The following is a 22,333-nucleotide window of genomic DNA, read 5'->3' on the forward strand; positions in this document are numbered from 1 at the left end:
CTGATATTTTTTATTCTTAACAATAGGAATTATTAGATAAAAAATGTGTGTTTTAACATCAAGAAATTATTAACAAATATTTAATTATAAAAGGTAAATTTTATGAATCAGAATCAACAGAACCAAAACCCACCAGTAGCGTCTCGTATTGGTGTTTCTCTTTACACATGCTATGACAACGACCATTTAAAAGGTATCGAGAATCTAGGATACGGCAAAAGCTAACTATTTCTTTTCGACAAAAGTATTCAGTTTTTTATTTCAGAATAGTCATTCACTAGAGCTAATAAACTAACCTACAATTACAAAATATGTTCACAGAAAAAGCTATCATACATAGGTCTTTCGAAGTAGCAATACAATCGGATCACAATGCTGCGCTTTTACAGAACCCACTTAACCACCATCATTATGAACGCAATATTTGCAGATAGCCAGGGAGTAGTACGTTTTGGATCAATTAATCTGGTTAAAAGTATCAAATCAGATATTGGAGTATTTGAGGCTAGTAACCACCATCAAGTCTGTAGTCTTCTTAGGAATGAAGATATAAACATACTGATTTTAAATACAGATATGTGTGGAGACCATTCTATTGCAGCCATCACCAAGTTTAAAAGCATAAAACCAGAGCTCAGGATATTGTTATTCTCAAATTACGCTGAAAAAATATTTGCATCCAGATTAATAGAGGCCGGAGCAGATGCATTTATCAATGTACGTTCTAGCTTAGACTACATTAAGGATGCTCTAATAAGATTTTTAGAATGTAGCAGTGCCCCCAACTATTTAAAAAAAACTGAATCTAACATTCAATATCCAGATCATGCATCGGGTCAATGGTTGTTCGAAAAATTTTCGGAACGCGAACGTTCCGTTCTAGCTTTTCTTCGTAACGGAGTACCCCTAATTGAAATTGCCAGACTATTAGCCATCAAACCGTCTACAGTGTCTACGTATAAAAATAGAATTTATACAAAATTAGGTGTGGTGAATCAACGTGAGTTGACCGATTTAATAAGCATGGCTAGTTAGCACATTTCGCCTTTAGGAAAATGCAGAAGTAACCATGTTATTTTTTAAGACAGAAAAATCTAAATCCGTCTGTTACTCAAGGCGAAAGCAAATTAGAAATTGGACATAATGAAAACCGCTTTGTATAGATTCATTATAACACTCATTAAAAATATTAAAATGAAAATGACACTTGTGTCATCACCCGGTTTTCAGCTATGATACGACCATCTGCCAATTGCTGACTAAGGGGCGTCTGAAAGTTTCCACCAAGAGAAATTCTACCTATATTCGCTTCCAAACCGATGATACCGATCGTGGAATACCCACCAGATGTAGCTACATCAAATCGGTTGTCTAGCACATCTTTGGGTTGGCTTTCGTACATGACTCCCATATTGGGAGACAATCGCACCTTATCTTTAAAATTAAACTTATAGTAAAACAGTCCATTGATGGCAATCTTACTTCCATATCGGTATCCATATCGATTTTCCGTATTCAGCTTGTAAGTTGTATTAATATTTATACCAGCATCCATCAATCGGATATCATACGCTGCATTGATCAGAAAATCTGTACTAGCTGTTCCCAATTGAAAAGTATTAGCCGCTCCAGCACCTAATCTCGATTGTTCGCTAGGATCGTAAGTTCCAGTAGGTACCTTGATTCCACCGCCAATCCATAATGACTGCATCAGCAATTTGTTATTGCTCGTAGTATGTACATTTTCAAATAATTTATAATGCCCCATCGCGACTACATCTCCAAGACCATCTTTTCGTCCGCTTTCTGCCCACTGTGCGCCTGTACCTATATACCGACGATTAAAACTGTATGGCACGATGGCCATCACCCGCCAACGTTCTCCGAAATTCCAAGCACCCCAAAGTTCGATCGTCCGGTATTGTTCGTCTGCCGTATTTACCGTACGATTACCGGTAGGTCCCAAATGGGTTTGCAGCCGATTTTGCTGATAACGCAATCCAACAAATCGCTTGTTGAAATTGGGTAAGATGCCGAGGTAATAGCTGCCTACTCCACTGCCGCAGACATCGCAAGCTTTGGCAGTGGGTAATGCTAAAACCGTAAATAGGATTCCGCTAAGCGCACATATCTTTGCTAATTTATTCATGGTGGTTTTTTGTATATGAAAATTAATGGATAATAAATTCGGAACCAAAAGGCTCCGACAATAAGGAGTTGGACAAGAAAGCCGAATCTTCCAATGTTTTTAAGAATGCCATAAGATCCGCCTTTTCGGCTTCGCTCATAGGTATGCCACGCGTGCCATCTGCACGCTGAAAGATCGGGTCCAGCGTGGGCAGATCGGAAACATCAAATCGGTAATGATCTAACATGCGACTGATGCTTAAATATCGCCCATCATGCGTATATGGTGCTGTAAAAGCTAAATTTCGTAAAGAGGGCACCTTAAACTTGTACATGTCTTTCGGATTGCCAGTTACTGTGGCTCGCCCATGATCGTCACTAGGATTGGGGCGCACCCCATTATTGCGATAACTCAAATCTGTAAAAAGTGGTTCGCTATGGCAGCTTGCACAGTTATTTTGAAAGAATAAATACCCATTTTTCTCGGCGTTCGTGAATGCGACTTCGCCTTCCTGACGCATTACTTTATCATACTTCGAATCTGAACTTGTAGCCAGTAGCATAAATTGTGAAAGTGCTTTTAGAAAAAATTCATCGTTAATTTCTTCTGTACCGAAAGCCTTTTTGAATAATGGTGGATATTCCGGACGTGCCCGTAATTTCGTTAATACATTGGTCAAGGTCTCGTCCATTTCTACTTCACTATGAATGGCATTGATTGGTGCCAAATCTAAATGATAGGCGCCTCCATCCCAGAAGAATTCATTATGCCATGCCATATTCATAATCGGCATCGGATTACGTGTACCTAGCCGATCATCTATACCGTGACTCACATCATGACCATGATGTGTGAAGGCGGCCGACTGAATATGACAACTACCACAAGCAATACTATTATTTCTCGAAAGGCGAGGCTCGTAAAATAGCTTGCGCCCGAGCTCATATCCTTCTTTAGTAATTGGATTTCTAGTAAAATCATATGCCGGTGTTGGAAAATTACTTGGCTGTACAAAACCCGTAAAAACCTCGTTTTCTTCCATTAAATCTGTTCCTTTTTTACATGCCCATATCAGAATACAGATACATAATATCACGCCAATCTTTTTCATACGATTGATTTATATTGTTACAACTCAGATTCAGTACGAACATAGTTCTCTGTATGATCGTGGGTAAACAGCGACGAAAAGTTACCTGCAATTTTTCCACTTTCTTCTTTGTTAAACATTACGTTTGCTGTTTCTGCTATATTGATTGTGTTGGGGCCGTTAAATATTTTCATGACATCTACAGTGAGGTGCACATTGCTACGCAAACCTTCGCGCACATACGCCAAATGATCGCCCGACGCTTGCGTAAGATCTACCGTAATAATTTTTATATTATCCATCGCTTCGGGATCATCGAATGGATAGCCAAATCCTCCAATATGGTATTTGAATTGTTGGTTTCCTGTTGGATCTTGTTGTATCGTGACAACTGGACTATTACCTTCAAGTTTGAAGAAAATATATCCCTGACTCCAAGTCCAAAACATCCCGGCATGGCCTTCATTTGGATTGAATGATAAGACACCAGTCCGGTATTCGGGCGTCATCATGTTTCTTTCACGATCTACACCAATCATAAATTGAACTCGGTTGTAATCTCCTTCTGGCACGCGCACCTTTGTGAAACGCGTTTCGCGATCGCCAGCATTGATCAAAAAATAACTCTCTTCGGCCGGCACCGTGTATTCCAATCCATTGGCCCGAAATAGTTTAATGTTACTGATATAATACCTAAGCTCTCTTATCGAAAATTGCTCACCTCTTGCATTTCTATAGATATAATTGGGGTCGATAAAAAAGCGATCTTCGCCGACAATATGATCAAATTCTATAGAAAAATCTGCCAACTTGCTTTCGTCGATCACATCCGGATCTTTGCTACAAGCTGCTATCAAAAACAGGCTTGATAAGCCCAATAAAAGCCATATTTTAAAGTTCGTCATCATGAATATTATTTTTTATGAGGGTTTGAATAGGTATCATTATTTAAATAGGTATTGTCGGTGAGGCCGTGTAGAAAAGTAATCATATCGCGCATTTCCTCATCGGTAATAGGAATTCCGATACGGCCATTTGGTTGATAAAAACTACGGTCGGTAGTTGCGCCGGCTTGCACTCCCGTGCGATAATGGTCAAATACAGCACTGATATCAGACAGCCGCCCATCGTGCATATAAGGCGCGCTCACCATCACATTGCGCAAAGAAGGCGTTTTGTATGCACCCAAATCTGTCGGATTACGCGAAACTCGAAAGCGACCGAAATAGACTTCTTCGTGCGAATCATCGGTAAAGTTGCTGTCCAGTCCATTATTGTGAAATTGGTTATCGGTGAATAACTCACCAGCATGGCAGTTACCACATTTTTGCTGTACCAGCGTCAGCCCACGCAGCGCGCTTGCGCCTAGCGCGGCGCGATCTTCACCGCGACGATAGCGATCGTATGGCGAGTCTGCCGAAATCAGGGTACGCTGGAACTGCGCCAGCGCTTTGGCCACTCCTGCCGCTGTAGGTAACTCTTGAAATGCGCGGAGAAATAAAGTGACGTATTCCGGAATCGCTTCTAGCCGAGCGACCATCTCTGGAAAGAAAATACCCATCTCGTCAGGATGCGTCAGCGGCGCAAAAGCTTGGGACTCCAGATTTTTAGCTCCACCGTCCCAGAAAAAACCGGATTCGATTCCTGTCCACGCCAGATTGAAAATCACGGGCGAATGACGCTGCAAAGGCTTACCCGATATACCCGTATTGGACAGCACCAATCCATCAGAAAAGGCTTTTCGTTGATTGTGGCAAGTAGCACAAGAAACGTTCTTGGTCCCCGATAGCAAGGGCTCGTAGAAAAGATTTCTGCCTAATGCGACGCCAGCTTCTGTCAAGGGATTGCTCGACATCGCTACCGGTTCTGGAAAATTGGCCGGCACCTGAAATTCGAATGGTCGGTTGGCATCTTCGGCTATCTCACGAACATATGCATCGTCCTTTACGCAAGAAATCTGCGTAAAGGACATGGCGACACCAAGTAGTATCGTTACTGATTTTAGCACATTAGCAACCCTGCTCACCATACGTTTAGTTCGCCGTGCCGTTTTTAACTTCTGCCAAGACAATCGCTTTATGCAATAAAGCATCTCTAAATTTGACCATCATTTCGGGTCTTGATTGCGAGATCATATTGTCTACCCAAGGATTAGCAGCAGTAGAAAGCAATTGCTGTACATCAACCTTAAAGTCGACATTCAGACCTTTGGTCTGATCAAGCGTAACCATATTTGGAAATTTTACGGTTTTCTCTGCTCCTTGAAATAGGGCATTCGACCCGGAATCCCAGCGTAAACTTTTCTCCTCATTACCCATATACATTTGCGCATCGAGCTTTTGGAAAATGTAACTGGTAAACCACATCCAACCGTCCGAAAATCCCATGCCTTTTAACAAGCCTAGCTCACCAGCTGTCAAAGTAATATTGTCATTATATTTCGAATCGACTCCGATGGAAAATTTCACGCCGGTATAGTTTCCCGTTGGCACATTTCTAATGATTAGCTCATCTCGTTTGGTGGCAGGATAAATATTGGCAGTGGTCAAATGCTGGACGACGACCTCGCCAGTTTCTTCAATCAGATAATAGGCATCTGGAATAGCGACTTCCTCGCCAGCACTACTAATAAGTTTGATATTGCTTACCCAATAACGCAGGCGATCAAATGCGATTTCAAGATTGGCTTCCGCGCTTTGGTCTGTGGCTTGATGTGCATATCTTCTTTTGAGTTCAAAATCCTGATCGCCATATTGGTTATCGAAGCGAATTTGTAAGGTATTTCCTTGATCCGCCGGGACTTCTTGGATCTCGGTTTTGGTACAACCGCTTAAAAGTGCAACAAAAAGAACGGCAAAACTGGTATATTTCTTCATGGTTAATAACTGTATGTAAAATACTAGCACGAGGTGCTAGTGATCGTGTATAAATAAGTATTAGTTAGGGAGGCAATCATCCTATCACCGTACTTTTACGACTGCATCAGATGACAATAAAAGGATGGCAGTAGTATATCAAAGACGATCAATGGAGGCTTTTGCACAACCACTTGTCGGATGCAACATCTTGAACAATATTGCACTTTAAATAGGGAATGAATCTTTGCTATTAGCCAGATCAGCTAACAGTTGAAGGGAAATTAGGCAATCGGAGGACGAAAAACGGAATCGCCGTCTGGAGACAAGAGGACAGCAACAAAGGGATACATCAGGTTGGATTCTTGTACCTGTGTCTGTACGAAGGTCGGCATCAACAACTGTTCTTTATGCAAATAAAGTGCACTGAATTCGTACTTCGCTATGTTTTGTTGTGCTTCTTTTGCTTCACGTTCGCGCACTTGCTTCATCAGCTCACACTGTCCGTTACATTGCAGCTGCGGCCGATCTTTATTGATACATTTGGCGAGATACTCTGGCAAGTGCACTTGGTAATCCACTGCCATCATCACCCGATAAAACGATTGTATCGTTAGTGTGATAAGCAAGATAGTAACCAAAAACTTTTTCAAAATCGTATCGCTCTTCTTTTGTATCGATGCCATGTGGGCATCTTCGTAAAACTCATCGCAAGTTTAACCACAATATCTCAAAATAGTATTTTACTTTTTAGGACTTATGTTTATGTTTTTGGGACTAATTGGTAAAATAGGCTCTAAAACCATTTTCCAGATCAGCAAAAACCGCGCATTTATCAATAAAAAACGAATAATAAAAGACTGTAAGTCAAAGCGTCCACACTCGACCTAGTTCACCTTTAATCGTAGTAATTTTCCGTAAACACTCGTCTATTAACAGCACAAGAAAACCGCCTAAAACGCGCTAAAAATCCACTTTCACAGCCATACATCAAGAGGTTACGCATTCTTTGAATTATTAACAAAAAGTTCACAACTCGGTAATTTTCAGGTTTTATCACAACCCTAGTTTTGTCCTGTTAATCTACGTAATGAAATGCTGGAAGTAACCAAACGACTTCCTTCCTTTTATTAGCAAGTGTAAAAAAAACTAGAGCGATTGAAAATTTTTAAAGCAAGTACCCGAGGATGGGTATGCCTAGGATTTGTGAGTGTCCTATTCTTTTCTTCCTGTAAAAAGGAATCCAATGTGCTGCAAGGGCAGCAAGATGAAACCATTTATTTTTCGAGTGAAATTTCAGGACTACCGCGTACTCGTGCACAAGGCACACAATGGGATCCGCAGGATAGTATCGGTATTTTCATGTACCGCAAAGGCGCTACATTGGACGGCAGCAGTATCGTCAATGAAGGTTTCAACAAAGCGTACCAAACCAATGGCAATGGTAATTTTGTAGCTAAGCAACCTGCAGAAAGACTCAACATGCCAAGCGGCACAGAGGTTGATTTTGTGGCTTACTACCCTTACCGCCGATTGACTAATGTAGCACCGTTGGTAGACATTGCTGACCAAAGCAAACCCGAAGCGCTTGATTTTATGGTGAGCGATCGCACAGGAACATCCCCTATTTCAGGTGCGCCAGTTGTACTTTCTTTCGTAAGACAGATGGCCAAGCTCGAATTTAAAATAGCGGGCAATGACCTCGATGGCATCCGCGCTGAGTGGATCGGCTTAGCCTCTTCCGCTGTATTTAACTTGGCGACTAGCACATTCGAAACCGCACAAACGCCGATTAATGTACCAGCCCATATCACCAAAAATGAGTTAAATCAAACCGTTGTTAGCTGGACTATCTTTCCCGGACAAAGCACCGCTACACAAAAAATGGTCTTTACCAAAGCCAATGGCAACACGTACACTTGGAACATCGCCCCCAACACTGAATTTGCCAAAGGACATCGTTACCAATACGATTTGACCTTAGGAACGGGCGGCCAAGTGACGCCAACACCAACCGCAAGCTACATGGAGCTGCCGATTATTGCCGCAGGCGCGAATGAAGTATACAGTCTCAAAATGGGATCTGGGCGCCGTAATTATTCTATCCTGTACAACAACGATTATAAACTAGCAGAATGGGTAGCTTATCCATTATGCGATGCTTATCTCGGCGGTCAGAGCCGCACAGATCGTTGGGCTTATGATCCTGATCCAAAAATCCAACGTCTGTTTCAAGCCGATTTATCAAGCGGATATCCCAACAACGCTGCTTTAGGTATTGATCGCGGACATCAATTACCGAGTGGTGATCGCACAGCAAACCGCAGCGAAAACGAGCAAACGTTCTACTATACGAACATGACGCCGCAGGCAAAAACACTAAACCAAAATGTGTGGGCTAAGCTAGAAGACAAAGTGCGTAGCTGGGCTACCGCATCTGGAGTAGATACGGTCTATGTAGTAACAGGCGGAATGGCGACCTCTGCTACTAACACAACACTGGAATATGTAAGTGACAACGCGGGCAGAAATGTCGTCAAGCCAAAGTATTATTACAAAGTTTTGGCTATGAAACGCGGTACGACCTATTACACCATTGGCTTCCGGTTTAACAATGTTGCACATGGTAATGTCAACTTCATGGACTATACCGTGTCCGTAGCTGATCTGGAAAAAGAAACAGGTTTCACCTTCTTCCCTGCTCTTCCAGACGCGGTGAAAATCACCATCAACACCCAAATTTGGCGTTAAATATCCCCTTATTATATATCATAAAAAAACCATTTTAATTTATTTACCGTGAAAAAAAATCAATTATTCGGAGCGGCAGTAGCCCTGCTAGTTTTCGGTCATTCGTGTAAGAATGATGCGTACCGTGACTTAGTGCCAGAAGGCAATGGACAGGTACAATTTACCTCTAGCATCGGTGGCGACGTGAGCACACGCGTTACCGGCAACAAATGGGACAACAACGATGCAATCGGTGTTTTCATGAAACAAGGTGCAAACTTAGGCAGCGCATTAGCGATGAATAAGAAATACACTACTGCCGGAAACGGTAACTTCAGCGCAGAAGGTGCAGAGATCATCAACTACCCAGAAACAGGTAGCGTAGATTTCATCGCTTACTATCCTTATGCAGCAGGTTTAACAGGTACGACATTGCCTGTCAACGTAGCGGATCAATCCAATCAAGCAGCGATTGATATCTTGTACTCTAATAACGCAACCGGATTATCAAAAACCTCTCCTATTGCTAATTTGGCGTTCAAGCATCAATTAGCAAAAGTAGAATTAAACGTAAAAGCTGGAACAGGTATTCCTTCCGTAACTGGATTAGCAGTAGCTTACAATAGCGTAAACACGACAGCTACTTTTGATTTAGCAACTGGCGCGATGACTAATGTCTCCGGATCCCAAAATCTTACGGCAAAAACTACTGCTCAAACGACTTCTGCTTCTCAATTGGTAGAAGCGATCGTGATCCCAGGAAACTACGGCGCTAAACAAGTAGCATTTACGGTAGCTGGTTCTTCATTTACTTGGACATTACCAGCAAGCCTTCAGTTTGAAGCAGGCAAAAAATACACGTACGATATCGTATTGCAAACAGAGGCTGGCGGTAACGAAGTGATAGTAACTGGAGCAGCAACTATTGAAGACTGGACTACTGTACCGGGCGGATCGGTAAACTTAGGTTTAGATGAGCAAGGTGGTGGCGAAGAGCCGGAAGTACCGGGAACAGGCGAAGAAGCAACATTTTTCTTAGAGACTTTTGGAACAGAAGGTCCAACTGCTAATCCACGTGGAAGAATGGCTACTTACACTGGCTTCGACATGAAAGCACCAGTGACATACACAGATTTGTTCCCTATAGATTTCGCGGATATCCGTTCTACAACTCAAATCAATTCTCACGTTTGGATGCCCTCAGCTAGAACTACTGGTTTTAGAATCTCTGGAATCAATGCTACTGGTTACAGTAATTTAAAATTGTCTTATGACTTGGCAGCAAATGCAACAGGTGCGTCCGCTGCTGTGATTAAAGTGAGTGTAAACGGAGTTGACAAAACAGTAACTGGCACATTAGGTGCTAGCAACACATTCAGCACTTATATGATCGAAGGCATCGCGGCAAGTGACCTAGTGACTATTGAATTCTCAACTACAGCGAATGACAATACTGCCGGATACCGTGTAGATAATATCAAATTAGTCGGTACTAAATAAATAGTAACCCGAAAAAACCAAATCAACCCTACAACAGGCAAGAGGAGCGATTATCTCCTCTTGCTTATTTCCAATAAACTCATACCCTACTATGCGTAATACGTTATACGTGTTATTTATTGTCCTCGGTTGCTGTCAGGCGCTTTTTGCGCAAGAAAAAGCACAGCTCAGTGGCACACTGATCGACGAGAAAAATAAAACACCTATTGCTGGAGTAGTCCTGTCGCTTGAGAACAATAAGCAGACCGCTACGACCGATGCAGCAGGTGCTTTCATCTTTGTCAACCTTGAAGCAGGTGACGACTTTTTAGTGATTCAATCGGCTGGAATTCGCAGCGTTCGTTTGCCTATTTCCATTGCCTCCGGCGAATCTAAATCTTTACCAGCTATCGCACTGATACAGGAAAATCAAATCGACGTACAAACCATTCTGGGCGTAATAGATGATGATGTATTGAGTGAAGATGGCGACCTGCACGGGCAAGATATCCGTACATCGGTCATCCTATCCAACGATCTTTACCTCAATAAGGTAGGATTTAAGTTATCTCCATTTCGCTTCCGCGTACGGGGATACGACTTATTCTTTGAGCAAACCTATGTCAACGGTGTATTGGCCAACGATCAATACCGCCGCGTATTCAACTTTGCCTCTATCGGCGCTTTGAATGATTTGACGCGAAACGGGGATGTGATCAATTACAACAACGCTGGCAACTTCAGTTTCGGTTCCATTGGTGGTGCCGAAAATATCAATATGCGAGCCAGTTCTTATGCCAAAGGCGGCAAAGTAACCGGCTCTTATACCAATCGTAATTATTATGCGCGCGGCATGTTCAGCTATTCCACCGGATTGATGGACAATGGTTGGGCAGTTACCGGAGCGATCGGCGGTCGCTATGCCGACAAAGGATTTATACAAGGTACTTCGTACAATAACTTTTCCTACGCCTTGTCATTGGAGAAACAATGGGCCGAAGGTGAGCATTCTATTTCCTTAGTGACCTACGGATCGCCTGTGGTTCGCGGACAGCAAGGCTCTTCCTTCCAAGAAGTGTACGATTTAGTAGGTAATAATCTGTACAACCCGAACTGGGGTTTTCAAGATGGCAAAGCCCGAAATTCACGCATGGTCAACGCATTCGACCCAACGGCCGTATTATCGCACATCTGGAAGATCGATGAGAAAACTTCGTTGACATCGGGTGGATTATTGCACTACGGACGCTACTCCAGCTCGGCACTCAATTGGTACGATGCATCGGATCCACGACCAGATTATTACGGCTACTTGCCATCGTACTTTGCGATGGATCCAGCGAATACCGATCAGACGACGTACGACTATTACCGCGATCTTTGGATGTCCAACAATCCAGCGATCACACAGTTAAATTGGGCAGAAATGTACCGCCAGAATATGGATCCAGAACACCGCCGCAAGAATCTGGGTGCAGCCCTGTATATGGTTGAAAAAAGGCATTCTGATTTATTAGAGGCCACCGTCAACAGTACATTCAACAAGTTGTATGACAACAATGTTCGGTTGACAGCGGGTGTAGAAGCGCGAAAAACTCGTTCTTACCAATACAAGACGGTCGACGATCTACTGGGCTCTGATTTCGTATTGGACATTGACAAATTCGCGGAACGTGATAACCGTGGTAATAGCATCATCAATCAGAATGATTTGAACTTCCCGAATCGTCGTGCATATGTGGGTGATATCTTTGGTTACGATTTCGATATTGATGTACAATCAGTAAATGCTTGGGTAACCAATACGCACCAAACTGGCAATGTCGATTTCTTTTATGGTACCAAACTAACCTATACCGAATTCCAACGAAACGGAAATATGAAGAATGGTCGCTTCCCAAATAATTCTTTTGGCAGAGGCGTCAAACATCATTTCTTTGATTACACGCTGAAAGGTGGTGTCACGTATAAGTTTGATGGAAGACATTACCTTTCTGCCAATACCGGTTACATTACTGAAGCACCGATTCCAGATCGCGCTTACGCGATGTCTCGTGTATCTGATCAGGTCGTAAAAGGCCTAACCAGTAGCAAAATATTCGCATCCGACATCAATTACACGTTTTCCATGCCGCGCTTAGCCGGACGGATTTCGGCTTTCCAGACCAACTTCTACGACCAACTGGAGCGCATGGCGTATTACCACGATTCTGAAAGAACCTTTGTATTCCATAATCTAACAGGCGTGAATAAAGTGCATCGCGGTATAGAAGCGGCGCTTACCTATCGCTTAGACGACAATTGGAACTTTGATTTCATCGGTACGATGGCTGAATACTACTATGCTAACAATCCTCTAGGAATTATGAACTCCGAAAATGGCAAGCTGGTCGATGTCGAAGAAACCGTGTATATGAAAGATCTTTATGTATCTGGCACGCCGCAGTTTGCGGGTGTATTAGCTGCACGTTACTTTTACGATTATTGGTTTTTCGAAGTTTCGGCCAATGCAATTGGTCGTAATTACCTGACCGCAGCGCCACTACGTCGCCAGGCCTCAAATTATGCCAATGTCAATCCATTTAATGAGCAAGATTTGGAAGCATATAAGACCTTGACCAGCCAAGAACGCTTAGATGATGTGGTGACTTTGGATGCGTCGATCGGGAAACTATTTTACCTCAAAGATCGTCGTTCGATAAATCTTAATTTCTCTGTCATCAACCTCTTAAACAACAAAAATATCCGGACAGGTGGTTTTGAACAAGGACGTCTTGACACCACGTATCCAAATCGTTTCGCGTCGCGGTATTTCTACATGCAAGGCGCCAATGTCTTTCTTAACGTCAGTTACCGTTTTTAATATATGAGTACTATGAATACCATAAAATATACCGTGCTAGCATTATGTATGCTACTATTGAATATAAGCTGTGAACGTGAATATGCTGCTCCTCCCCTCGGCGAACCAAAGTATGAGGGTAATTTGGACAATATCACGATTGCGCAACTGAAACAACGTTATGCCGATATCACCGCACCTCAGCTTATCGAAGATAATCTGATCATTCGCGGTATGGTAACGGGTAATGATGAATCGGGCAATATTTACAAACAGATTTATGTGCAGGATGCATCAGGCGCCATCAATTTGGGCGTAGACCAAAATGCCATCTTCGGCACGTACCAAGTAGGCCAAGAAGTTTTCATCCAACTGAAAGATCTCTTTGTCGTGAAATACGGTGGCGAGCTTCAGATCGGTATGGGATCTACCAACGCCAACCGCATCAGCTGGGAAATGTTTCAGGCAAAAGCCTTTTTAAATTCTTGGCCCAATGCTACGAATGTGGTCCCTGAGGTTGTTGAATTGAATGCCTTAACGGCAGATATGGTGCATCGCTTGGTGGAGATCAAAGATATCACCTTCACCAATGGCGGCAAAAAAGCATTCACCACCGGTGACGCCACAACCAATGAGCAAATTAAAAATGCGAGCGGCAATGTGTTGGATGTACGATCCAGCAATTTCTCCACCTTTGCTAAAGATATGTTGCCTGTCGGCAAAGGATCGATCGTTGGGATATTGGGTCGCTTTAATGGTGGTTGGCAATTGCTATTGCGCACCAAAGCGGATGTGAAAGAATTTGATGGCCAAGAGCCGCAACCAGAGCAACCGCAGGTTGGATCTTTCTTCAAAGAAACCTTCGGTACGGGTACGTATCCATCTGGAAACCGTCCGAAAGTGGCTGCATTTACCGAATTTGATATGAAAGCTCCGATCGTTTATGCGGATCTTACGGCAGAGGCATGGGCAGATATTCGCAGCGTATCTGGCGATAATGGCGCTCATATCTGGTTGCCAGCGAACCGCGAATCGGGATTGAAGATTACAGGCATTAACTCCGCCAACAAAGGCACGGTGACCTTGACCTATCAGCTAGCGGCCAACTTGTTTGATGCCGGCACTTCAGCCAACCTCAACAATATTCAGCTGAAAGTAAATGGCACTTCGGTAACTGTACCATCACAAGTGGTAACTAATGCCGCAGGTGATAATGGTAAGTTCTACACCGTCAGCATTCCAAACATTACCGCGTCGGAAAACTTGACCATCGAGTTTGTGTCGGCTGCTGCAGTCAATACCGCTGGATTCCGTTTGGACAATATCGAATTGAGCGGCAGTAACGGTTCGTCGTCGGGTGGCAATACGGGCAATGGTCAGCCAATCATCGTAAAACCTAATTAGGAGTAATAGGTATGAATTGGAAGAATATAAGAAGCATTTCGTTGGTTTATTTTTTTGTTGTGCTATCGACTTTGTCGATGGCGCAACAAAAGCAATATCAGGTCTATGCATTGGCATTCTATAACTTGGAAAATCTGTTCGACACCGTGCAAGATACCAGCATCAATGATGTCGAATTCACGCCGCGCGGCGCGAACCGATGGACGCCAGGAAAATACCAGAAGAAACAGCAAAATATGGCCAAAGTGCTATCCCGCTTGGGCAAAAAATACTGTCCGGAAGGGCCAACACTAATCGGCCTATGCGAGCTGGAAAATCACCAAGTGTTGCAAGATCTGGTAGAACAGCCGGCAATTGCCAATCGCAATTATGGTATAGTACACCATGATTCGCCCGATCGTCGCGGGGTTGATGTGGCGCTTTTGTATAACCCCAAAATGTTCAAAGTATTGCACAGCAAAGTGCTGCCATATCATTTGGAGCGCGTACCAGATTATACCACGCGCGATATATTGTTGGTCACCGGCGAGCTTGCGGGCGAAGAGATTCATGTATTGGTGAATCACTGGCCTTCTCGTTATGGCGGCAAATCATCGGAATTGCGCGAGCATGCGGCCGCCATCGCAAAAGCAGCCGCGGATTCGCTGTATGCGCAGCAACCGAACGCCAAGATCATCATCATGGGCGATTTGAACGATGATCCAATAGATAAAAGTGTACGCATCGTGCTGGATGCAAAAAAATACCCTGATCAAGTAAGTGAAGGTGGATTGTACAATACCATGTGGCAACATTATGATCGTGGTGTAGGTTCACTGGGTTATCAAGGAAAATGGAACCTTTTTGATCAAATCATCGTCTCAAAACCACTGTTATCCGAAGATCGCGCTAACCTTTCCTATTGGAAATCTGAAATCTTCAATCCAGAGTTTTTGATTACGCAAGAAGGGCGTTACAAAGGTTATCCTTTCCGTACTTTCGCAGGGAATGTATTTCAAAATGGTTATTCGGATCACTTTCCGACCTTGATTTATTTGGTAAAAGATTTAAAGTAATTGCGCTTAAAGCCAACGATGCTACGACACCTTTATATCCTATTTGTATTAAGCACTTTGTTTGCTTGCCAAAAGGCGACAGACGAGGTGCTTCCTGCGACGCGGACGGTGATGGTTTATATGGCCGCCAACAATTCGTTGGCAGCCGATGCTTATAATAACTTGAATCAGATGGAAGCGGGTTTTACAGGTATTGATGGCGAAATGATTGTATATGCACGCATCTTTGGGCAGCAGCCCAAGGTCTATCAGATCGTGCATGATACCAGCGCCGAGATCAAGAGCCGTGTGCTAAAAACCTACGCAGATCACGATTCTTCTGATCCGGATATTATGCGCAAGGTATTTGCCGATATGGAAAGCCTGGCACCTGCGCATTCTTACGGCGCGATCCTTTGGTCGCACGCCACGAATTGGGCGCCTGCCGAGCTGCCGCGCAAAGCGACCATTGTGACCCGATCTTTTGGCGACGACAATTTCCGCAGCATGGATGTGCAAACTTTGAAGAAAGCTTTGCCCAACAATCTGGATTTCTTGATTTTTGATGCCTGTTCTATGGCTTCCGTCGAAGTGCTGTACGAGTTGCGGCATATTGCGCCATATATTCTGGCTTCGCCAACCGAAGTACTCAGTGTAGGCATGCCTTATCACGAGATCAACCACATGTTGTATTATCCTGATGTCAAATTCGGATTGCAGGAGATTGCACGCAGCTACATCGGCTATTATAAGCAGAAATCGGGTTTGGAGCAGTCGGCCACATTTTCTCTGATCGATACCCAAGCGCTTCCAGCCTTGGCAGGAGTGACCAAAGAAATAGTATTGCAATACCCAAATCTACGTTTCAGCCGCAACGGCGTGCAGCGATTGGATTTGGATCGCAGTAGTCCTGTGGTGGCATTCGATTTTCTAGATATGTTCCAACAACAGCCAATACCAGCCTTTGATTTATCAAAATTAGAAGCCGCCATCAATCGGGCTGTCTTGTACAAAGCACATACTCAAAACTTCCTCGGACAACCTATTCGTGCATTTTCCGGCTTGTCCACCTATATTCCAGTTGCCGAAGAAGCGCATCTTTTTCCGTTCTACTCGAGTTTAGAATGGGTCGGCGCAGCAGGTTATCAGCAGCTGTTGAAGTAGCGGTATTTATCTTAGCTCACAGGTCTGATTGCTTACGGATAGCTGGTAGCACATGCTTTAGTAAAAGTAAAATAGAAAATGGCAATTTCCCGCGCCAATTGCCATAATTACTTCCGGTAAACACTACCGTAAGGTTGTAGCCCATTAATCATATTTGTAAATACCACAAATAACACTAACCGGCGCAAACTAAATTTATAAATTCACTAAACTTCTACATTTTAAAACCACTAATTTCTATTAAGGAAAATAATATTCGCTATATTTACAATAGCAGTGAGGCGTTTAAAAAAGAAACGCTACCTCACTTTTAAAATGCTGTTATGAATAAGGTTAAAACTGCACAGTTTATTGGAAAAGCAATACGTATTGTTAACAAAAAAGCCTACTACGACTTCTTATTAAATATATTCTCTACACCACCCAAAAGTAAAACTGTGCCGCCGGCTTTCAATGTCGCCTTCGATGCAACTAGTGTAAAATTGGAAGGTTATGCTAAAGAAACCAGCTTTACTATGTACAAAAAGTTGGCTTCACGCTCGGTTATCATTTTTGCACATGGCTGGGGCGGTAGCATCCAAAACTACAAGTACTTTTTCCAGCACGCAGTTGATCGCAATATCAGCATTATCGGATATGATGCGCCAGCGCATGGTGCTTCTGCCGGGAGAAGAACACATATACTCGAATTTATAGACACGATAAAATACTGTTTAAACGAGGTGAAACATTACGAACAAATCACCGTAGTCGGGCATTCGCTAGGTGCAGCCGCAGCGACTTTGGCGATCATGGAATCTCCTGATATCAAAATAGCCAACCTGTTCGCTTTAGCGGCTCCTTCGGATCTAAGAAAGATCTTCGATGATTATATTACGTTGATGAATGTATCTACTAAAGATGCGTTGAAGATACATACTTATGTAAAGCAGAAAATACAACTAGACTTTGATAAAGACAATTGGCGCAAAAAATCAATTCCAGATCATTTGGCTAACATAACTCTCATACATGGTAAAGATGACGACATCATTAAGACCGATGCTATCTTGTCACTAGCGAAAGAATGGCGATTAGACTTAGATAAAGATGTTCGCCTTTTAGACGAGGTAGGGCATTATAACATTTTAAAAAGTCCAGCAGCTATCGAAGAAGTCTTCTCGAGGATATAGTAGCGCAAATTAGTGTTGTCTAAAAAATGTAGGGGTTAGATTTGTTTGGCTCTTAAAGAAATTTGAAAAATAAGCGTGGTCTACAAATCCCAGTTCAAAAGCGATCTCTTTAATGGATAGATCCGAAGCCTGTAATAGGCGTTTTGCCTCGAGCAAGATTCGTTGTTGAATCAGTTGCGTAGCAGATACGTGGAGACTTTTCTTGCAAAGGACATTGAGATAATTAGCTGATATATTCAGCCGCGAGGCATAATAAGAAACCTGCTTTTCCTCTTTAAAATATAGATCGATAAGCGTCGAGAATTGAACCAATCTCGTGTCAGTTTGATAAATCTTCGCTTCTGTAAAAAGGGATTCGGCCGCCTTACTGACAATCGCTGCTATTACCGTTGCTCGCGCGCTAATAATATCCTGAAGCGAAGATGCAGCCTCCAGCTCTCGCTTAATCGCATCAAACTCATACTGCAGCAAATCAAAATTTTCTTGGGATAATGGAATGACTGGATGTTTGATGTAATTGGAAGGTGAAAAACGTAAATACGGCGAAAACCTTTCGAAAAACAGCTTATCAATCATTAGCTGATATCCAGTCGTATCTGGCTCAATATGCCAAGTGTGCACTTGATTGGGAAAGAGAACGTGTATTTGTCGATCGGCAATAGGATATTCCTGAAAGTCGATCGTATGTACTCCGCTAGCCTGATCGAACAAAATGATGATAAAGAAATCGTGCTTATGCGGTTTAAGAATATGCCTTTCACCATGCAATTCATTATACAACAATTCCTTTTGACCAGCAGCCTGTCCATTTCTAAACTCTTGAATACCAAGTACAGGTACAGAATTATTTTCAGAATTCATCTTTATTCGCTGTAGTACAATTGCTTATCCGCAACAATATAAGCAAAGATCTGAAAATCAGTCTTTGCTTAAGCGGTCCGATATTGATGTCAGAATAACAAAAAAATAGTCGTATGCTGAAATTGAATATGACTATTAGATCTGTTTGGAAATATGCTTTATCGTGTAACACAGCGAATAGACAAACCATAATTCATATGTCTATTTTCGATTGAAGGCGCACCTTGTGTAATGTACATATTATTTGCATGGTTCGCACTAGGAGATCCTAATAACCAATAAAACCCAGTATCCCCACGAAAGTTAAGGGATCCATTTGTATACAGTCGATATCCAGGAGTTGGAAATGTCAGTTTAACATTCGCATTTCTGCGACTGGTAAAAACCTTAGCTGCTGTGAAATTTGTGGCGGAATTATTCCAATTGCCTATGTTGGTAGCCACCGTAGCAGCGTATAATTCATTGACTTCTGCTACAGTGGGCAGTCTGGTCGCCGTACCTCCTCGACAAGGACTACGCGTTAATGTCCACGAAGTAGTGATGGGAGATGTATTATATCCCGAAATCGATCCCGGTTGTGTTTGTGGAGTTGCAATCCAAGAGGTGTTGTCGGTATTAGTTCCTTCTCCTATACCCCATTGAAAATAACGTCCCACTAGATGTTCATTAGAAGAGCCAAAATTATCCGCATCGTGAGTCGGAAGTACGCCCTCATCATGTCGAAGCCAGAGTTTACCATTGATCCTTGCAGCAGGCCTACCATCTAACGTAGTAAAGATATCGTTTGGTGTGATGTTTAGAACAAGATTGTACTTTACGCCTGGCGTTACGGTCAGATTGGTGAATGGCGTCAATGATGTCCTGATAATATCACCAATCTGTATTGACGAGATCACAAAGTTAGTCAGGCTGTTTGCTGCAGCATTGATGATGGTTGGTGTGCTCGTCACGCTCCGAGTACCTAAAGAAGCGAAGGTAACTGCTCTTGTTCCAATAGTACCCGATCTGGTCGGCAATCCCGTAGACAAAGGCACGGTAGCGCTAGGCTGATGACGAGAAAAAGACGCAGTAACTGCCGTAACGTTGTAAGCTACTGCATTCGCATTTATCGTAGTAGTAATCTGGCTCATGCGATGACGTAGTATCACGTTCAAATTATTTGTAGTGCTACCTAAAACAGTCATTTCCTGACGGAAATACATGAAATCCTGAACTCCAGTAATGGATACATTGGAGGCAGCCAACGTTTGCGTTCCACCTGTGAAAGTCACCGCGGGTGGCGCCGTGGTTGTATTGACCGAATAGGCGATAAAACTATATGTATACCCTCCGTCTAGTAGCAAAGCTGGTGCACTGGCTTCCTGACCACGAATATAATCTCGCTCGGTCACGTAACCACCATTTGCAGCGTAAACTAGCAATTTGTAAGCAACTCCCGTGGTAACTGGAGTAATCTCCGCCGCTGCACGAGTCCTATCTTTTAGGGCATCTCCCGAAAACAACTCTCCATTTAACGTATCATCACGCCTCTCAGGGATAAGCTCTGCTGTCAAAAAAAGATCCTCATCCAATTGTATTTCTTCCCCGCGCTGTATCCGTGATCTGGCATACGGATCTGTCAGATAAGGTGTGGCAGCACGACTTAGATCAGAAACTTCTTCATAAATAGCATCGGTAAGCGAAACTCTCACTTCGATCTTTTCACCATGACCGGCCATCGGATCCGATTTTTGACTACAAGACTGCGCAATATTAATCAGTAGACCTAGCGCAAGAAGTTTAAAAATATTCGTTGTTTTTTGGATAGATGTATACATGGCATAAGTTTTAAAACACACGATTTAATTATACATAAGATAGAAGAAGACCATCATAGCAGACTCGTATAAATAATTAATTTAATACTAGGGAGATCTTTTCTAAGCAGACATCCCATGTCGGTTAATAAGTTTTTTTAAACGAAAGTAAAGAATACGAAGTGAGGTTATAAATCAATTTATTTTACTTGTAAACAAAAAACAACAAGCTGATTTTCTTTGCAGCAGAATACCTATCAATTCATGCGAATCGATGCAATCTCCCTATTCTTAAATCTGAAATGATAAATTGCACAAGTGATGGAATGATTTTTACACAGCGCTCAGGTCAGGAACACATACCTTTGTAAAATAGATTTACAGCATATGAAACTCACCGATATATCACGCATGGACTTTTTAAAAAAATCTGGTTTAGGACTGATGGGTATGGTCGCTACGCAAGGTTTGTCTGGGCCTGCTGCCGTGATAGACCCTACTAACGCAATCATATTAAAAGAAGCCAATAAAAGTAGCTATACGCTAAAAAATGTCTTATTAGAAACTGGTTTCGCATATCAGGATGAAGAAGTCATTCGTACTAAAACGGACTTATTTTGCGTGACCATCAGCGATGGTAAAATATCGCACGTTGCTGCTAATAAACCCAATGACTTGAATGCCATAGATGCTAAAGGATTGCTGATGCTGCCAGCTTTCAAGGATATGCATATTCATTTGGACAAGACCTTCTATGGTGGCGAGTGGCAAGCAGTTCGCAAAAGAACAGGCGGTGTAAAAGGCATGATCGCCTTGGAGCAGCAAATCTTACCGGAGATGTTAGCGACATCGACACAGCGTGCCGAAAAGCTGATTGAACTGCTCCAATCACAGGGTACTTCCTTTGCACGAAGTCATGTAAATATCGAGCCAACTTCTAAATTACAGTCGCTCATCAACCTGCAAAAAGCGTTGGAAAACAAAGCGAGTGGTTTCGGAGCGGAATTGGTGGCATTTCCCCAACACGGCGTTTTCTATACGGACTCAGTTTCTTACATGAAGGAAGCTGCGCAGATGGATATTGACTTTATCGGTGGTGTTGATCCTTATTCACTTGACGGCGCCATTGAAAAAACAATGGATTTTACGGTGCAGCTTGCCTTGGATAATGGCAAAGGCATTGATATACACTTACACGAATCGGGCGAATCGGGATTGAAAACCGTAGAATACCTGATCCAAAAAGTAAATGAGAATCCAATCTTAAAAAATAAAACTTATCTGAGCCACTGCTTTGTATTGGCCAACCTAGAACCTACAAAGCAAGAAGCTATTGCAGAGCAGCTCAGTGCAGCAGGGATAGGTATAGTATCAACCATTCCTTTCGGCAAATTAATGATGCCGATCCCAACATTATATAAGCACAACGTCACGGTATTAACCGGCAATGACAGCATTATCGACCATTGGAATACGTTTGGAAGCGGCAGCGTCTTGCAAAAAGCCAATGTAATGGCTCAGCTTTACGGCTATTCGACCGAGTTTTTATTATCTCGAAGTTTGAAGCTGGCAACAGCTAACCTACTTCCACTAGATGACAATGGTGCACAACAGTGGCCGAAAGCAGGCGATACAGCCAATATGGTGCTCATTGATGCGAGTTGTTCTGCAGAAGCAGTTTCCCGCATCTCTCCGGTAAAGTCTTTGATCCATCATGGCAATGTATTGTATTAGTCAGAATTTACATGATTAGATAATGAACTGATCAAGTACTTTAG

17 protein-coding genes are annotated in these 22,333 nt (G+C 42.8%); 9 read left to right on the forward strand and 8 right to left on the reverse strand.

Going from position 1 to position 22,333, the window contains the following annotated elements; all coding sequences use genetic code 11:
- Positions 1 to 411 precede the first annotated feature (411 nt).
- A complete protein-coding gene (locus GKO22_RS00505) occupies positions 412 to 1,035 on the forward strand; it encodes a response regulator transcription factor (protein WP_166332195.1) in 624 nt (207 codons plus the stop codon).
- A 154-nt stretch (positions 1,036 to 1,189) separates the two neighbouring features.
- On the opposite strand, the gene GKO22_RS00510 is transcribed toward GKO22_RS00505, so the two are convergent.
- The 6 genes from GKO22_RS00510 to GKO22_RS00535 all read right to left on the reverse strand — a co-directional run bounded on the left by GKO22_RS00510 (position 1,190) and on the right by GKO22_RS00535 (position 6,759).
- Complete coding sequence (locus GKO22_RS00510) at positions 1,190 to 2,149, reverse strand: transporter (protein ID WP_166332196.1); 960 nt, start codon at positions 2,147 to 2,149, stop codon at positions 1,190 to 1,192.
- A 22-nt stretch (positions 2,150 to 2,171) separates the two neighbouring features.
- Positions 2,172 to 3,239 carry a cytochrome-c peroxidase gene (locus tag GKO22_RS00515; protein ID WP_166332197.1) on the reverse strand — a complete coding sequence of 356 codons (1,068 nt, stop codon included), beginning with the start codon at positions 3,237 to 3,239 and terminating at the stop codon, positions 2,172 to 2,174.
- A 17-nt stretch (positions 3,240 to 3,256) separates the two neighbouring features.
- Positions 3,257 to 4,126 carry an MbnP family protein gene (locus GKO22_RS00520; protein ID WP_166332198.1) on the reverse strand — a complete coding sequence of 290 codons (870 nt, stop codon included), beginning with the start codon at positions 4,124 to 4,126 and terminating at the stop codon, positions 3,257 to 3,259.
- 5 nt (positions 4,127 to 4,131) lie between these two features.
- Positions 4,132 to 5,247 carry a cytochrome-c peroxidase gene (locus GKO22_RS00525; protein WP_240920076.1) on the reverse strand — a complete coding sequence of 372 codons (1,116 nt, stop codon included), beginning with the start codon at positions 5,245 to 5,247 and terminating at the stop codon, positions 4,132 to 4,134.
- A gap of 4 nt (positions 5,248 to 5,251) precedes the next feature.
- Positions 5,252 to 6,094, reverse strand: coding sequence for an MbnP family protein (locus tag GKO22_RS00530; RefSeq protein WP_166332199.1), 843 nt, complete (start codon positions 6,092 to 6,094; stop codon positions 5,252 to 5,254).
- Positions 6,095 to 6,357: 263 nt separating this feature from the next.
- Positions 6,358 to 6,759 (reverse strand): hypothetical protein, encoded by a 402-nt coding sequence (locus GKO22_RS00535; protein WP_166332200.1) that lies wholly within the window; start codon positions 6,757 to 6,759, stop codon positions 6,358 to 6,360.
- Between the two features lie 472 nt (positions 6,760 to 7,231).
- Between GKO22_RS00535 and GKO22_RS00540 the strand changes: the two genes are divergently transcribed.
- From GKO22_RS00540 to GKO22_RS00570, 7 genes are all read left to right on the forward strand, one after another.
- Positions 7,232 to 8,824 (forward strand): DNA/RNA non-specific endonuclease, encoded by a 1,593-nt coding sequence (locus tag GKO22_RS00540; RefSeq protein WP_206367762.1) that lies wholly within the window; start codon positions 7,232 to 7,234, stop codon positions 8,822 to 8,824.
- Positions 8,825 to 8,872: 48 nt separating this feature from the next.
- On the forward strand, positions 8,873 to 10,303 hold the full coding sequence (locus tag GKO22_RS00545; protein WP_166332201.1) for a fimbrillin family protein: 1,431 nt from the start codon (positions 8,873 to 8,875) through the stop codon (positions 10,301 to 10,303).
- A 91-nt stretch (positions 10,304 to 10,394) separates the two neighbouring features.
- On the forward strand, positions 10,395 to 13,145 hold the full coding sequence (locus tag GKO22_RS00550) for a TonB-dependent receptor (RefSeq protein ID WP_166332202.1): 2,751 nt from the start codon (positions 10,395 to 10,397) through the stop codon (positions 13,143 to 13,145).
- Between the two features lie 12 nt (positions 13,146 to 13,157).
- On the forward strand, positions 13,158 to 14,528 hold the full coding sequence (locus GKO22_RS00555; RefSeq protein WP_206367763.1) for a DUF5689 domain-containing protein: 1,371 nt from the start codon (positions 13,158 to 13,160) through the stop codon (positions 14,526 to 14,528).
- Positions 14,529 to 14,539: 11 nt separating this feature from the next.
- The gene (locus GKO22_RS00560; protein WP_166332203.1) at positions 14,540 to 15,583 is read left to right on the forward strand and encodes an endonuclease/exonuclease/phosphatase family protein; all 1,044 of its coding nucleotides are present in this window, start codon (positions 14,540 to 14,542) and stop codon (positions 15,581 to 15,583) included.
- Positions 15,584 to 15,601: 18 nt separating this feature from the next.
- Complete coding sequence (locus GKO22_RS00565; RefSeq protein ID WP_206367764.1) at positions 15,602 to 16,726, forward strand: clostripain-related cysteine peptidase; 1,125 nt, start codon at positions 15,602 to 15,604, stop codon at positions 16,724 to 16,726.
- A gap of 323 nt (positions 16,727 to 17,049) precedes the next feature.
- On the forward strand, positions 17,050 to 17,898 hold the full coding sequence (locus tag GKO22_RS00570) for an alpha/beta hydrolase (RefSeq protein WP_166332204.1): 849 nt from the start codon (positions 17,050 to 17,052) through the stop codon (positions 17,896 to 17,898).
- Between the two features lie 9 nt (positions 17,899 to 17,907).
- Here the strand turns inward: GKO22_RS00570 and GKO22_RS00575 are convergent, their stop codons facing one another.
- Both GKO22_RS00575 and GKO22_RS00580 read right to left on the reverse strand, forming a co-directional pair.
- Complete coding sequence (locus tag GKO22_RS00575) at positions 17,908 to 18,759, reverse strand: AraC family transcriptional regulator (protein WP_166332205.1); 852 nt, start codon at positions 18,757 to 18,759, stop codon at positions 17,908 to 17,910.
- Between the two features lie 158 nt (positions 18,760 to 18,917).
- The gene (locus tag GKO22_RS00580) at positions 18,918 to 20,576 is read right to left on the reverse strand and encodes a hypothetical protein (RefSeq protein ID WP_166332206.1); all 1,659 of its coding nucleotides are present in this window, start codon (positions 20,574 to 20,576) and stop codon (positions 18,918 to 18,920) included.
- A gap of 390 nt (positions 20,577 to 20,966) precedes the next feature.
- Between GKO22_RS00580 and GKO22_RS00585 the strand changes: the two genes are divergently transcribed.
- Complete coding sequence (locus GKO22_RS00585; RefSeq protein WP_240920077.1) at positions 20,967 to 22,289, forward strand: amidohydrolase; 1,323 nt, start codon at positions 20,967 to 20,969, stop codon at positions 22,287 to 22,289.
- The last annotated feature ends 44 nt before the right edge of the window (positions 22,290 to 22,333 follow it).

Source organism: Sphingobacterium chungjuense, assembly GCF_011316935.1.
GTDB classification, from domain to species: Bacteria; Bacteroidota; Bacteroidia; order Sphingobacteriales; family Sphingobacteriaceae; genus Sphingobacterium; species Sphingobacterium chungjuense.